Raw genomic sequence first — 11,848 nt, forward strand, 5'->3', positions numbered from 1 at the left:
GGTTTTGAGAAAGTGTATTTTACCCCTGGGTTGAGGCGGCAGCAGCATGAAACATCATTTCGGAGACGTGCTCGATCGCAGCGGCGGGCACTGGACGGTTTTGCCGAATGTCGAGCGATATGCCTATCAAATGCCGGAATGGACGAGCGGACAAAAGCTGGTCTCCATCGCGACGATCAGCAGTGACGATGCCAACTGGGAGCTGATCGAGACATTCCCCAATCTTCAGGAACTGACGCTTCATTCGCCGAGCCACGAGCAGCTTGCGTTTGTCTCGAGGCTTTGGCGTCTCAAGCGTCTGCGGATCACGCACGCAAGACCGAAGGATATCGGCTTTCTGGCGCGTCTTCAGAATCTGGAGGAGGTGATCCTGGAATATGTGTCCGGCTTCAGTGATATTTCGCCCCTCGCAGAGTTGAAGCAGTTGAGAGCGCTGCATCTTGAAAACCTGAGGCGTGTCTCGGATTTTTCAGGTCTGAAGGGTGCCGGCAGCCTGAAATATCTGAGCATTCACGGAACCTTCGATCGGCCTCAGCCGGTCGACAGTTTTGAGTTTCTGTCCTCGCTGGATGGTCTGGAACATCTGGGGCTGCATCTCATCAAGGGGCCGAAAGTGGATCAGCCATTATCGCCCATCAGGGCATTGCCCAATTTGCGAAAGCTGGATGTTTCCATGCATACGTTTCCACTGGAGGTTTTCGCCTGGGTTGAAGCAAATTGCCCGCGTGTGGATGGAGCGGTGCGGCCGGCATTTTATAAATCCGGCGGAAACATCGAGGAAATTGTCGAAAGAGACATTCGTTTTCGAATGCCCATCGAGGAGTTCGATCGTTTCGAAGATCTGTTTGTCGGCTCGGATGGCAAGAGATACGAGCGCGTTCCCCATCAGGCACTTTTGCTGGGTCGTGGTCAGCGCCGGCTGACGGGCGCACAGGACAAAATCGATAAAGCATGCGAATTGCACGCACAGAGTTACAAAAAGCTTGTGGCTGAGTTTTCGGACGGCTGACTGCAGTGCAGCAGGAGGCTTTACCCGACATCACTGGGTCTGGCCTGCCCCTCACGCCTTGCCCGTGCCGCGCTTCAGATGCTCATCCAGCCGCGGCAATATCTCGATGAAATTGCAGGGCATGTGGCGATAGTCCAGCTGCGGTTTCAATATGCCGTCCCAGGCATCCTTGCAGGCGCCGGGGGAGCCGGGCAGAACAAAGATATAGGTGGCATTGGCAACGCCGGCCGTGGCACGCGACTGGATGGTCGAGGTGCCGATCTTGTCGTAGGAGATGCGGTGGAACACGGCGGAAAAGCCTTCCATTCGCTTTTCGAACAGCGGCTCGATCGCTTGCGGTGTCACGTCGCGGCCGGTAAAGCCGGTGCCACCGGTGGTGATGACCACATCGATATTGTCGTCCTCGCTCCACGCCTTCACCTGCGCGGCGATCTGCCCCTTGTCGTCGGGCACGATGGCGCGGCCTTTGAGCACATGGCCGGCCTCGGTGATGCGCGAAACCAGCGTGTCGCCGGAACGGTCGTCGTCCAGCGTGCGGGTGTCGGAGACGGTCAACACGGCAATGCCGACGGGAATGAAAGGGCGGCTTTCGTCGATCCGGTTCATGGGTATCCTCCGTGCTGTTTTCAGGCAGACATGGTGCTGGTGGCGCAGAAATACCAGTGCGGACGCTCGGCGGCGAGCGACGATGCGGCTGCCTGTGCTTCTTGCAAACTGCGGAAAATGCCAAAGCAGGTGGCGCCGGAGCCGGACATGCGCGACAGCAGCGCACCGCGATCATCGAGCATAAACCGCAGCGTGGCGATCTCGGGAACGAGCGTGGTGGCCGCCGGCTCCAGATCGTTGCGCAAGGCGCTCAGGCAATCGATCCAGTCACTGAGCGTATCGGAGGAGGGCAGCGGGCCGACCGGCGGATTGTCGCGGTTCTGCAGCGCCTTGAAGATGGCCGGTGTCGACACGCCGATCAGCGGATTGCCAAGAACCAGCGCCATGGCCGGCATCTGCGGCAGAGGGGCAATCTCCTCACCGATGCCGCGCGCGGCCAGCGGCTGGCCGGCAAAACACATCGGCACATCTGCCCCCAGAGACAGGGCGAGCGCGGTTCCTTCCTGAGGCTCCAGGTCGGCGTTCCACACGCGCAGCAACCCATGCAGGGCAGCGGCCGCATCGGCAGAGCCGCCACCGATGCCGGAGGCGACGGGCAGGTTCTTTTCGAGATAGATGGCGACAGGTGGAGTGTCGATGCCGGCTGCGGCAAGACGCTGGCGCAGGCCGTCACGGGCTTGCAGCACCAGATTGTCGGATGGCTGACCCAGCGCATCGGCAAACCGGCCGGAGACGGAGAACGTGTCTTCACCGGCCGCAGAAATCTGCAGCCGGTCGCCGGTGTCGCAAAAGGTCACGACACTGTCGAGCAGGTGATAGCCATCGGCACGCCGGCCGGTGACATGCAGCGCGAGATTGATCTTGGCTCGCGCCACTTCCGTCACGACTGGCATTTCGGTCATGCGTTACGGGCCGCCGTCAGTTGCCAGTGCCGGGCAGGTCGAGAACCTGGCCCGGAAAGATCCGGTTCGGATTGCGGCGCAGCGAAGGGTTGGCGCGGATCAGTTCCATCACGCGGTCACCATCACCCAATGCGTCATTGGCGATCTTCCACAGCGTATCACCGGCATTGACCGTGTAGCTGTTCGCCTTCGGTGCAGCGATTGCCGCATCGGCCGCGGGCGTCTCTGCGGCGGCAGGCGTTGCAGGTGCCGGATTGGCCGGTGGCGTCACCATGGCGGTCTGCGTCTCGGTCGTGGCCGGCGGCGTCACCGTGGTTTCGGCGCGCTTGATCGGTTCTGCCGGTGGCAGGCCGTTTTCGATCTTTTCCTTGATTTTGGGAATTTCCGCTTCTTCCGGCTCCATGGTCAGCGCGCGCTTCCACTGGTAATTGGCTTCCAGCTTGCGGCCCACGCGCCAGTAGGCGTCGCCCAGATGGTCGTTGATGGCGGCATCGCCGGCGCGCAGCTGCACGGCGCGTTCCAGTTCCGTCACCGCTTCCTCGAACTGGCCGAGGCGGTAATAGGCCCAGCCGAGCGAATCGACGATGTAACCGTCATCCGGCCGCGCATCCACGGCCTTCTTGATCATCGCCATGCCCTCGTCGAGGTTGCGGTTCATGTCGACAAAGGAATAACCGAGATAGTTCAGCACCTGTGGCTGTTCCGGGTTGAGCTCCAGCGATTTGCGGAAGGCAGGCTCGGCCTTGTCCCACTGCTTCAGGCGCTCATAGGAAATGGCCTGCTGGAAAAAGATCGTCCAGTCGGCCGGGCGTGCGATCGGGCCGATTACCGCGACGGCCTTGTCGTAATTCTCCGCCATCGCCTTGTAATCCTTGGCGTCGGAAAGAACGCTGCCATAAGCGAGGTAGCTGCGCAGGTCGGAAGGGTCGGACGCGATCAGGTTCTTCAGGTGCTCGCGGGCCTTGTCCACTTCGCCGGTCTGGGCAAGGGTCAGGCCAAGCTGCAGTTCGGAAATGCGGCGCATCGGCGAATCCGCCGGTACCTTTTCATAAAGCGCGATCGCCTGTTTCGGCTGTTCCAGCTTTTCGGCAATGCCGCCGAGCAGGATCAGCGTGTCGGCGCTTTTCGGGTCCAGCGCATGCGACATGTGCAGGTAGAGCGACACCATTTCCTCGGCGCCCTGGCGGTTCAGCGCGCCACCGACGGAAAACAGCACGGCGGCAGCACCTTCGGTGGCGGTCGTCACCTGCTGGTCCGGCTTGTCGCCGGCCTCGATGCTCTGGCGCAGGGCCTTCAGCGGTGCGTAATTGCTGATCAGACGGTCGCCGACGGCAATCGTGTCGAGCGCCTTCTGCTTGTTGCCCTGGCTGGCCTCAAGACGTGCGAGCGCCATGATCGCGCGCATAAAAGTGTCGGGGGTGGTGGCGACGCCGTCATCATTGGTGATGGCGGATGTCAGGCTGGAGCGGGCGGTGTTGATATCGCCGGATACCAGCGCCATGGCACCGAGATGGTAATCGGTAAACACCTTGAACCAGGCGGGGCCCTTCATGCCGCGCACCAGCGTCAGGGCTTCCTTGCCCTTGCCGGCACCGACGCGCGCCCAGGCGGCCAGAAGCGTGTGGGTGATACGGTCGAGATCGTTGGAGCCCTTGTAGGTCAGGAGCTTTTCGGCCTCGGCGAATTTGCGGTTGCGGATATCATCCAGCCCGCGCACGATCGTGGTGATGCGCTCGACGCCTTCATCCGTCTTCAATTCGTTGGCAAACGGCAGGGCGCCGTCGAAATCGCCGCTCATCAAAAGCGACAGCATCAACCGTTCGCGAATTTCCGTGTTGGCCGGTTCCAGCTCCAGTGCCTTGCGGTACAGCGTGATGGCGTTCGGATAGTCGTGATCGACATCGGCCGTGCGGGCTGCAAGAAACGCGCCGGAGAAGGAATTGACCTTCGTTGCATCGAAGGTCTGGGTCTCTTCCGTCGCCGGCTTCTCATTGCCGGCTGCGGCGATCGCCTGCCCACCCAGCATGATGGCGGCGGCAAAGGCCGCGCCGGAAAGCAGACGAAGGGCGAATTGCTGCCGCATAAAAGTGCCTTTCATGAAAAACGCAGGACGACAGTATGGCCGCCGAAGAATCCTGCGCCGATGATTCACGACAGAATGGCTTTTTTGAAGCAGGTCCGCAAGAATAACGCGGACACTGCCTTCTCTACCCTATTATCCGGCAGGGATCAGTTCACGCGCTCGATGCAGAAGTCGATGACCTCGAGAAGCGCTGATTTGTAAGCGGAATCGGGCAACGGTGCGAGTGCGTCGCTGGCGATGGTGCCATAGTGCTCCGCTCGCGCAATCGTGTCCTTGAGACCGTTATATTTGGTGATCAGGCCGAGTGCCTTTTCGAGATTTTCTTCCGTGCTCTCGCCGTTCTCGATCGCCTGACGCCAGAAAGCGCGTTCTTCCGGCGTGCCGCGACGGTAGGAGAGGATGACCGGAAGGGTGATCTTGCCCTCGCGGAAATCGTCGCCGACATTCTTGCCGAGTTCGGCAGCCTTGCCACCGTAATCCAGCGCATCATCGACCAGCTGGAAGGCGAGGCCGAGGTTCATGCCGTAGGAGCGCAGCGCGCTGCGGCTTGCCTTGTCGGTGGAAGCGATGATCGGGCCGACTTCGGCGGCAGCGGCAAACAGCGCCGCCGTCTTGGCGCGGATGACCGAAAGATAATCGTCCTCGGTGGTTTCCATGTTCTTGGCGACCGACAGCTGCAGCACTTCGCCCTCGGCAATCACCGAGGCGGCGGTGGCCAGCACGTCGAGCGCATCCATGGAGCCGACTTCGACCATCATCTTGAAGGCCTGGCCGAGCAGAAAATCGCCGACCAGAACGCTGGCCTGGTTGCCCCAGATGGTGCGGGCCGTGGATTTGCCGCGGCGCAGGTCGCTTTCGTCCACAACGTCGTCATGCAGAAGCGTTGCCGTGTGCATGAACTCGACCGAGGTCGCGAGCTTCACATGGCCATCGCCTTCGTAACCGAACATGGCGGCGGAGGCGAGGGTGAGCATCGGCCGCAGGCGCTTGCCGCCGGACGAGATCAGGTGGTTGGCAACCTCCGGGATCATCTGTACGTCGGAGCCGGCCTTCGACAGGATCAGTTGGTTGACACGCTCCATGTCACCCTTGGTCAGATCGACCAGGGGCTTGACCGAAGCATGTTTGTTCTTGCTCTCTTCGAGCGGAATGACGACGCCCAAGAATGCGTACTCCTGTTCAAATTTTGCTGGGGACCATAGAAAGGGGCGGCTGACCCGGCAAGGGGCAAAAGCTCCCGTACCGGTGATTTTGAGGGAATTGTGATGAAAGAACTGATCCGCACCAATGATGTCGTGCTTCTGTCCTTCGCGGAAAGCCTGATGCGAGACGCCGATATTCCCTGCATGATTGCCGACCAGTCGATGAGCATATTGGAAGGTTCGCTCGGATTGCTGTCGAAACGCCTGCTGGTGGCGGAAGATCTGGCAGATGAGGCGCGCCGCATCTTCATCGATGCCGGGCTGGAGAATGAATTGCGGGACGAAAAGCAGTGAGCAGCGAAACAGCGGAAAGCAGAACCGAAACGCTCGACGCCTTCCATCGCGGCAATTTCCATGTGCTGCAGCCGAAGGGCGAGGGCCACCGTTCCGGCGTCGATGCCATGCTGCTGGCCTCGCTGGTGGCGGAAGACGGGCCGATCACGGTGGCCGATCTCGGTGCCGGTGCCGGAGCCGCCGGCATGGCGGTCGCCTCGCGCCTGCCGGGTGCGAACGTCCTTCTGGTGGAGCGATCGCCCTTGATGGCCGATTACGCCCGCCGCAGCGTGGCCCTTTCAGAGAATTCGCATCTGAGCGGCCGGGTTTCTGTGATGGAGGCAGATGTGACGCTGACCGGCCGGGCGCGCGTGGCGAGCGGCCTCGCCGACAACAGTTTTCGCCATGTCATCATGAACCCGCCCTTCAACAATGCCGGCGACCGCACCACGCCCGACAGGCTGAAGGCGGAAGCGCATGCCATGACCGACGGGCTGTTCGAGGCATGGATCCGCACCGCCGGCGCAATCGCGATGGCCGGCGGGCAATTGTCCTTGATTGCACGGCCGGAATCGATCGGCGAAATCGTCGCCGCTTGCGGTAAACGGTTTGGCGGTCTCGAGATGACACTCATCCATCCCCGTCCGGATGCCGATGCCACCCGTATCCTCGTCAGCGGCATCAAGGGCTCGAAGGCCCGCCTTGTGTTTCGCGCACCGCTTTTCCTGCATGGCGAAGATGGTCACGCCCTCCTTACCCGCGCCGACGACCTCAACAACGGCCGTGCCGCCTATATGCGCCGCACCGGCCGGCACGTCTGACGATAAAATGAAGCCGACTTATGGAACGCAGTGATTGCGCCGGCCGTTCAAATCCCTACATGAACAGCTGTTCGATTTGGAAGGAAGAGACATGGCCGGATTTCTGACACGCCTGCTGCCGAAGCGCCTGCGCAAGAAGGGTGTTTCGATCCCCGTCGTGCGGCTGCACGGCACGATCATGGCAGGCGGCAGCCAGTTCCGGCCGGCGCTCAATATCGCAACCGTGGCGCCGCTGCTGGAAAAGGCCTTTTCCAGGAAGGACGCGCCGGTCGTCGCCATCTCCATCAATTCGCCCGGCGGCTCGCCGGTGCAGTCTCGCCTGATCTTTCAGCGCATCCGCTCGCTGGCCGAAGAAAAGGACAAACGCGTGCTGGTGTTCGTCGAAGATGTCGCGGCATCCGGCGGTTACATGATCGCTCTCGCCGGTGACGAGATCTTTGTCGATCCGACCTCGATCGTCGGCTCCATCGGTGTCGTGTCTGGCGGTTTCGGTTTCCCCGAATTGCTGAAGAAGATCGGTGTCGAGCGCCGTGTCTATACGGCCGGCGAAAACAAGGTCATCCTCGATCCCTTCCAGCCGGAAAAGGAAGGCGATATCGAATACCTGAAGACGCTGCAGCTGGAGATCCACAAGGTCTTCATCGAGATGGTGAAAATGCGCCGTGGCGAGCGGCTGGCGGATGAAGACACGATCTTTTCCGGCCTGTTCTGGACCGGCCTTCGCGGTGTCGATCTCGGCCTTGTTGACGGGATCGGCGAGATGCGCGAAACGCTGAAACGCCGTTACGGCCCGGATGCCAAGCTGGAACTGATCGGCGGCAGCCGCAACCTGTTCGGCCGCCGCGTGCCGGGTGTGGTATCGCAATCGGGTGCGGCGGAGATGGCGGCGGGTGCTGCTTCGGGGCTGGCGGCAACGCTGGAAGACAAGGCGATGTGGAGCCGTTACGGGCTCTGACAAAAACGATAGACGCTTGAGGGGACAATGGCGCAAATCATATTCCTGGCTATCCTCGTGGTGGGTGGCTGGATGATCTACAAGAAATTCGTCGGCGACGCGGAAAAGCTGACCGCACGCTCGAAAAAGGCCGAGCGCGAACGCCAGACGGGGGCGATGGGGACGCTGGAAAAGGACCCGGTGACGGGGGAATACCGGGTGAAGCGTGAGGAAGAGGAATAGGGTTTAGTCGCGGTCCTTGATGCGGGATGCCCAGTCGGCGCCGGCATAGGAGATACACAGGATAACCAGAAGTCGACGTTCATCATCGACCTTAAAGCAGACCGTGGCCTTGCCGGCCGCCGGAATGGCTCTCAAGCCGGGGCTGAGTTCACTGCGCAATGAGCCGATTTTCGGATAATCGGCGAGGCGATTGATGAAGGCGACGATCTCGTCCACTTTGGCCTTGCCCACGGCGAGACCTGCATAAGAAGCGATGTAATCGGTGATCTCCAGCAAATCGGCTTCGACGCGCGGATGCCGGATGATCGTGTATCTCACCGGGAGGCCTTTTTGTTCTCGCCGTATTTTGCGTCGAGTTCCGCCTTCACACGCTCCGCCATGCTGTCACCATCCCAGGGAATGAACTGGTCGCGCGGCGTATCCATCCGCTCACGGATCACATCGGCCATGGCCATCACGGAATCGAGTTGCTCCGGCGTCAACTCTTGCTCTGCCCGCATCAACTCATCCAGCCCGGCCTCGACGACCTTTTCCACAGATGGAAACTGTCCATCTTCAACCTGCTGTTCGGCATACCGCATATAGCGATCCGACAGGGTGATGGTGTTCTTGACGTTCATGGTCGTGGCTCCAAGGTACGGCCCAGAATATCGCGGAAACCCTCCTTTGCACAGCGGTCTTTCACCACCGGGATGCCGATGGTATGATCGTCAAAACCTGTCCGGAGATGTCTCATGCGCGTAACCAGATGGAATGATGCGCTTGCCGTTCAAATCCCCGATGACGTTGCAGAAACGCTCGGATTGAAGGAAGGCGACGAGGTGACTGTTGAGGTTGCCAATGGACCGTTGCCGGAGTCCGAGCGGACGGAGGCCAAAAAACAGGCGCTTGAACGCATCAAGGCCTTGAAGCTCACGCTGCCGCCCGATTGGAGATTTGATCGCGAAGAGGCCAATGCCCGCTGATGCCGGCGATTGCGAATTTTCTCGATACCAATATTCTTGTTTATTCCACGACCGGGGGCGCCAAGGCCGCGCTGGCGCAAAAACTGATGAGCGAACCATTCGTCATCAGTACCCAGGCTCTCAATGAATTTGCAAATGTAGGACGGCGAAAGCTTGGCTTGTCATGGGGTCGGATCACTCGGATTGTCGAGGATATGGCGGAAACAGCCGAGGGTGTCATTGCCGTCGAGCCGGAATTGACGATGACGGCATTGAGGCTTGTTCAGCGCTACAATCTGGCATTCTACGATGCGGTTATGGTAGCGGCCGCGCTGAAGGCGGAATGCACGACCTATTATTCCGAAGACCTCCAGCACGGCCTCGTCATCGAAACCAAACTGACGATCCAAAATCCCTTCCTTTGACCACCTGCCTCATAAAACCTTGACCCCTGCCGCCTTGCATGGCACTCGTCCGCATCCTCAATCAAACGATGCCGATATGCCCATGACCGATCTGCCCGAACACATGGACCCCAAGCGCTCTTTCCAGGCGCTCATCCTGACGCTCCATAACTATTGGGCCGACAAGGGTTGCGCCGTTCTGCAGCCTTACGACATGGAAGTCGGCGCCGGCACGTTTCATCCGGCAACCACGCTGCGCGCGCTTGGCCCCAAGCCATGGAAGGCCGCTTACGTGCAGCCCTCCCGCCGCCCGTCGGATGGTCGTTACGGTGAAAACCCCAACCGTTTGCAGCATTATTACCAGTATCAGGTCATCCTGAAGCCGAACCCGTCCAACCTGCAGGAGCTTTATCTCGGCTCGCTGAAGGCGATCGGTCTCGATCCGCTTCTGCATGACGTGCGTTTCGTCGAGGACGACTGGGAAAGCCCTACCTTGGGAGCCTGGGGTCTCGGCTGGGAATGCTGGTGCGATGGCATGGAAGTCTCGCAGTTCACCTATTTCCAGCAGGTCTGCGGCATCGAATGCTCACCGGTTGCCGGTGAACTGACCTATGGTCTGGAACGCCTCGCCATGTATGTGCAGGGCGTCGACAATGTCTACGACCTCAACTTCAACGGTCGCGAAGGCGAAGAGAAGATTTCCTACGGCGACGTCTTCCTGCAGGCCGAACAGGAATATTCCCGCCACAACTTTGAATTCGCCAACACCGAAATGCTGCATCGCCATTTCATCGATGCGGAAAAGGAATGCCTGGCGCTGCTGGCTTTCGGTGCGCCGGTCGAAAACTCCAACCAGATCCTGCACAAATGCGTTTTCCCGGCCTATGACCAGTGCATCAAGGCATCCCACGTCTTCAACCTGCTTGATGCGCGCGGCGTGATCTCGGTTACCGAGCGCCAGAGCTACATTTTGCGCGTGCGGACGTTGGCGAAGGCGTGTGGTGAAGCATTCTTGCTGACGGATGCCGGTGGGGCAAACCTGGGCGAGAAGGCGGCCTGAGGCTGCTTTAGCTTACTCCCAAAGGCGCAAACCTCTCGATCGTCATCCTCGGACCTGACCCGAGGATCTGCTGCTGCCGATGTCGTTGATGTGGTTAGATCCTCGGCACAGGTGTATGGCCTTGAGACATAGTTGACAGATGTTCGGAGACATCCCTGACACTTTTGCTTTCTGGCAAGGGAGGTCGGGATGGTTTGGCGGGATGTGTCGATTGCGGATCAACGCAGCGAATTCGTGAGACTTGCCTGCCTTGAGGGAACCAATATCTCGATGCTTTGCGAACGCTTCGGCATCAGCCGCCAGACGGGTTATGTTTGGCTGAGGCGGTATCGCGCCGGCGAGGCGGTCGAAGACCGGTCCCGCCGACCCCATGCAAGTCCACGTCAGACCTCGGTCGATCTCGAGCGTTCGGTGCTTTCAATCCGCGACGAACATCCGGCTTGGGGCGCGCGCAAGATCGCAAGGCGGCTGCAGGATCTCGGCATCGAGCCGCCCTGCGCCTCAACCGTGCATGCGATCCTTGCCCGCCACGACAGGATTGGTCCTCACACCAGGGACCATCTGGCACCAGGCCGCTTCGAACGCGAGGCGCCCAACCTGCTTTGGCAGATGGATTTCAAGGGACAGATCAGGCTGACCTCGGGCGACTGGTGCCACCCTCTCACCATTATCGACGACCATTCCCGCTTCGCCATCGGCATCGAGGCGTGCCTCGACCAGCAGATGCCGACCGTTCGCGACCGGATGGAACCGATCCTGCGTCGCTACGGCCTGCCGATGGCGATCTATACCGACAACGGCAATCCTTGGGGCACAGGTGTTCCCAACCAGTGGACGCGGCTGCGCGTCTGGCTGCTCAAGCTCGGTATCGATCTCATCCATGCAAGGCCTTATCACCCGCAAGGGCGCGGCAAGAACGAGCGTTTCCACCGCAGCCTCAAAGCCGAGGTGCTCGATTTCGCCGCGCTTGCCGGCCAAACCCAAGCGCAAAGAGCCTTCGATCACTGGCGCGAGATCTACAATCACCATCGCCCCCATGAGGCCATAGGCATGGCGGTTCCGGCCAGTCGTTATCGTCCTTCGCCGAGACCGTTTCCCCGTCATCTGCCGGAGCCAGTCTATGACAGTGGCGAAATCGTCCGGCGCATCAGCTCCACCAAGGGATATATCAGCTTCAAAGGCCAGGCATGGCGTGTGCCCGGCGCCTTCAAGGGCGAGTGCCTTGCCATCCGGCCACTCGAACGAGACGGCCTCTACGGTGTCTTCTTCGGCGCAACAAAGGTCGCCAAAATCGATATCGCAAATCCAGCCTGACTGTCAGGTATGTCTCCGAACACCTGTCAGGTATGTGTCCGGGCTTTACAACA

At 60.2% G+C, this 11,848-nt stretch carries 14 protein-coding genes and 1 pseudogene; 9 read left to right on the forward strand and 6 right to left on the reverse strand.

The annotated features are described in order from the left end of the window. Nucleotides 1–46: 46 nt before the first annotated feature. A complete protein-coding gene (locus tag EDF70_RS30185; protein WP_207908237.1) occupies nucleotides 47–1,009 on the forward strand; it encodes a hypothetical protein in 963 nt (320 codons plus the stop codon). 51 nt (nucleotides 1,010–1,060) lie between these two features. On the opposite strand, the gene moaB is transcribed toward EDF70_RS30185, so the two are convergent. The 4 genes from moaB to EDF70_RS07970 all read right to left on the reverse strand — a co-directional run bounded on the left by moaB (nucleotide 1,061) and on the right by EDF70_RS07970 (nucleotide 5,763). After that, entirely contained in the window at nucleotides 1,061–1,615 is a 555-nt protein-coding gene (gene moaB / locus EDF70_RS07955; protein WP_132272826.1) for a molybdenum cofactor biosynthesis protein B, read from the reverse strand. 20 nt (nucleotides 1,616–1,635) lie between these two features. Then, entirely contained in the window at nucleotides 1,636–2,517 is an 882-nt protein-coding gene (locus EDF70_RS07960) for a 4-(cytidine 5'-diphospho)-2-C-methyl-D-erythritol kinase (RefSeq protein WP_245519095.1), read from the reverse strand. Between the two features lie 16 nt (nucleotides 2,518–2,533). Then, the gene (locus tag EDF70_RS07965; protein WP_132272827.1) at nucleotides 2,534–4,600 is read right to left on the reverse strand and encodes a tetratricopeptide repeat protein; all 2,067 of its coding nucleotides are present in this window, start codon (nucleotides 4,598–4,600) and stop codon (nucleotides 2,534–2,536) included. Between the two features lie 146 nt (nucleotides 4,601–4,746). Continuing rightward, nucleotides 4,747–5,763, reverse strand: coding sequence for a polyprenyl synthetase family protein (locus EDF70_RS07970; protein ID WP_132272828.1), 1,017 nt, complete (start codon nucleotides 5,761–5,763; stop codon nucleotides 4,747–4,749). Between the two features lie 102 nt (nucleotides 5,764–5,865). Between EDF70_RS07970 and EDF70_RS07975 the strand changes: the two genes are divergently transcribed. From EDF70_RS07975 to EDF70_RS07990, 4 genes are all read left to right on the forward strand, one after another. Then, the gene (locus tag EDF70_RS07975; protein WP_132272829.1) at nucleotides 5,866–6,096 is read left to right on the forward strand and encodes a DUF2007 domain-containing protein; all 231 of its coding nucleotides are present in this window, start codon (nucleotides 5,866–5,868) and stop codon (nucleotides 6,094–6,096) included. Continuing rightward, complete coding sequence (locus EDF70_RS07980) at nucleotides 6,093–6,896, forward strand: methyltransferase (protein ID WP_245519096.1); 804 nt, start codon at nucleotides 6,093–6,095, stop codon at nucleotides 6,894–6,896. The genes EDF70_RS07975 and EDF70_RS07980 overlap by 4 nt, the downstream gene beginning before the upstream one ends. 91 nt (nucleotides 6,897–6,987) lie before the next feature. Beyond that, the gene (locus EDF70_RS07985) at nucleotides 6,988–7,851 is read left to right on the forward strand and encodes a S49 family peptidase (protein ID WP_132272830.1); all 864 of its coding nucleotides are present in this window, start codon (nucleotides 6,988–6,990) and stop codon (nucleotides 7,849–7,851) included. Nucleotides 7,852–7,878: 27 nt separating this feature from the next. Continuing rightward, a complete protein-coding gene (locus EDF70_RS07990; protein ID WP_132272831.1) occupies nucleotides 7,879–8,073 on the forward strand; it encodes a hypothetical protein in 195 nt (64 codons plus the stop codon). Between the two features lie 3 nt (nucleotides 8,074–8,076). Here the strand turns inward: EDF70_RS07990 and EDF70_RS07995 are convergent, their stop codons facing one another. Both EDF70_RS07995 and EDF70_RS08000 read right to left on the reverse strand, forming a co-directional pair. Then, nucleotides 8,077–8,391 (reverse strand): type II toxin-antitoxin system RelE/ParE family toxin, encoded by a 315-nt coding sequence (locus tag EDF70_RS07995; protein WP_132272832.1) that lies wholly within the window; start codon nucleotides 8,389–8,391, stop codon nucleotides 8,077–8,079. After that, nucleotides 8,388–8,693 (reverse strand): hypothetical protein, encoded by a 306-nt coding sequence (locus tag EDF70_RS08000; RefSeq protein WP_132272833.1) that lies wholly within the window; start codon nucleotides 8,691–8,693, stop codon nucleotides 8,388–8,390. The genes EDF70_RS07995 and EDF70_RS08000 overlap by 4 nt, the downstream gene beginning before the upstream one ends. 114 nt (nucleotides 8,694–8,807) lie before the next feature. Here EDF70_RS08000 and EDF70_RS08005 point away from each other — a divergent pair, with 114 nt between their 5' ends. From EDF70_RS08005 to EDF70_RS08020, 4 genes and pseudogenes are all read left to right on the forward strand, one after another. Continuing rightward, on the forward strand, nucleotides 8,808–9,038 hold the full coding sequence (locus tag EDF70_RS08005) for an AbrB/MazE/SpoVT family DNA-binding domain-containing protein (protein ID WP_132272834.1): 231 nt from the start codon (nucleotides 8,808–8,810) through the stop codon (nucleotides 9,036–9,038). After that, on the forward strand, nucleotides 9,038–9,442 hold the full coding sequence (locus tag EDF70_RS08010) for a PIN domain-containing protein (RefSeq protein ID WP_132272835.1): 405 nt from the start codon (nucleotides 9,038–9,040) through the stop codon (nucleotides 9,440–9,442). The genes EDF70_RS08005 and EDF70_RS08010 overlap by 1 nt, the downstream gene beginning before the upstream one ends. An 82-nt stretch (nucleotides 9,443–9,524) precedes the next feature. Continuing rightward, nucleotides 9,525–10,481, forward strand: a complete 957-nt coding sequence (locus tag EDF70_RS08015) for a glycine--tRNA ligase subunit alpha (RefSeq protein ID WP_132272836.1) — start codon at nucleotides 9,525–9,527, stop codon at nucleotides 10,479–10,481. A 189-nt stretch (nucleotides 10,482–10,670) separates the two neighbouring features. Beyond that, nucleotides 10,671–11,839 (forward strand): annotated as a pseudogene (locus tag EDF70_RS08020) (IS481 family transposase); the annotation flags it as partial. Nucleotides 11,840–11,848: the final 9 nt, after the last annotated feature.

It is taken from the genome of Neorhizobium sp. JUb45, assembly GCF_004343585.1.
GTDB lineage: Bacteria > Pseudomonadota > Alphaproteobacteria > Rhizobiales > Rhizobiaceae > Neorhizobium.

Bases quoted from the DNA above. Each gene is read 5' to 3' on its own strand.
- EDF70_RS08005 (WP_132272834.1), top strand. From the start codon at position 8,808: ATGCGCGTAACCAGATGGAATGATGCGCTTGCCGTTCAAATCCCCGAT.
- EDF70_RS30185 (WP_207908237.1), top strand. From the start codon at position 47: ATGAAACATCATTTCGGAGACGTGCTCGATCGCAGCGGCGGGCACTGG.
- EDF70_RS08000 (WP_132272833.1), bottom strand. From the start codon at position 8,693: ATGAACGTCAAGAACACCATCACCCTGTCGGATCGCTATATGCGGTAT.
- EDF70_RS07960 (WP_245519095.1), bottom strand. From the start codon at position 2,517: ATGACCGAAATGCCAGTCGTGACGGAAGTGGCGCGAGCCAAGATCAAT.
- EDF70_RS08010 (WP_132272835.1), top strand. From the start codon at position 9,038: ATGCCGGCGATTGCGAATTTTCTCGATACCAATATTCTTGTTTATTCC.
- EDF70_RS07975 (WP_132272829.1), top strand. From the start codon at position 5,866: ATGAAAGAACTGATCCGCACCAATGATGTCGTGCTTCTGTCCTTCGCG.
- EDF70_RS07990 (WP_132272831.1), top strand. From the start codon at position 7,879: ATGGCGCAAATCATATTCCTGGCTATCCTCGTGGTGGGTGGCTGGATG.
- EDF70_RS08015 (WP_132272836.1), top strand. From the start codon at position 9,525: ATGACCGATCTGCCCGAACACATGGACCCCAAGCGCTCTTTCCAGGCG.
- moaB (WP_132272826.1), bottom strand. From the start codon at position 1,615: ATGAACCGGATCGACGAAAGCCGCCCTTTCATTCCCGTCGGCATTGCC.
- EDF70_RS07985 (WP_132272830.1), top strand. From the start codon at position 6,988: ATGGCCGGATTTCTGACACGCCTGCTGCCGAAGCGCCTGCGCAAGAAG.
- EDF70_RS07965 (WP_132272827.1), bottom strand. From the start codon at position 4,600: ATGCGGCAGCAATTCGCCCTTCGTCTGCTTTCCGGCGCGGCCTTTGCC.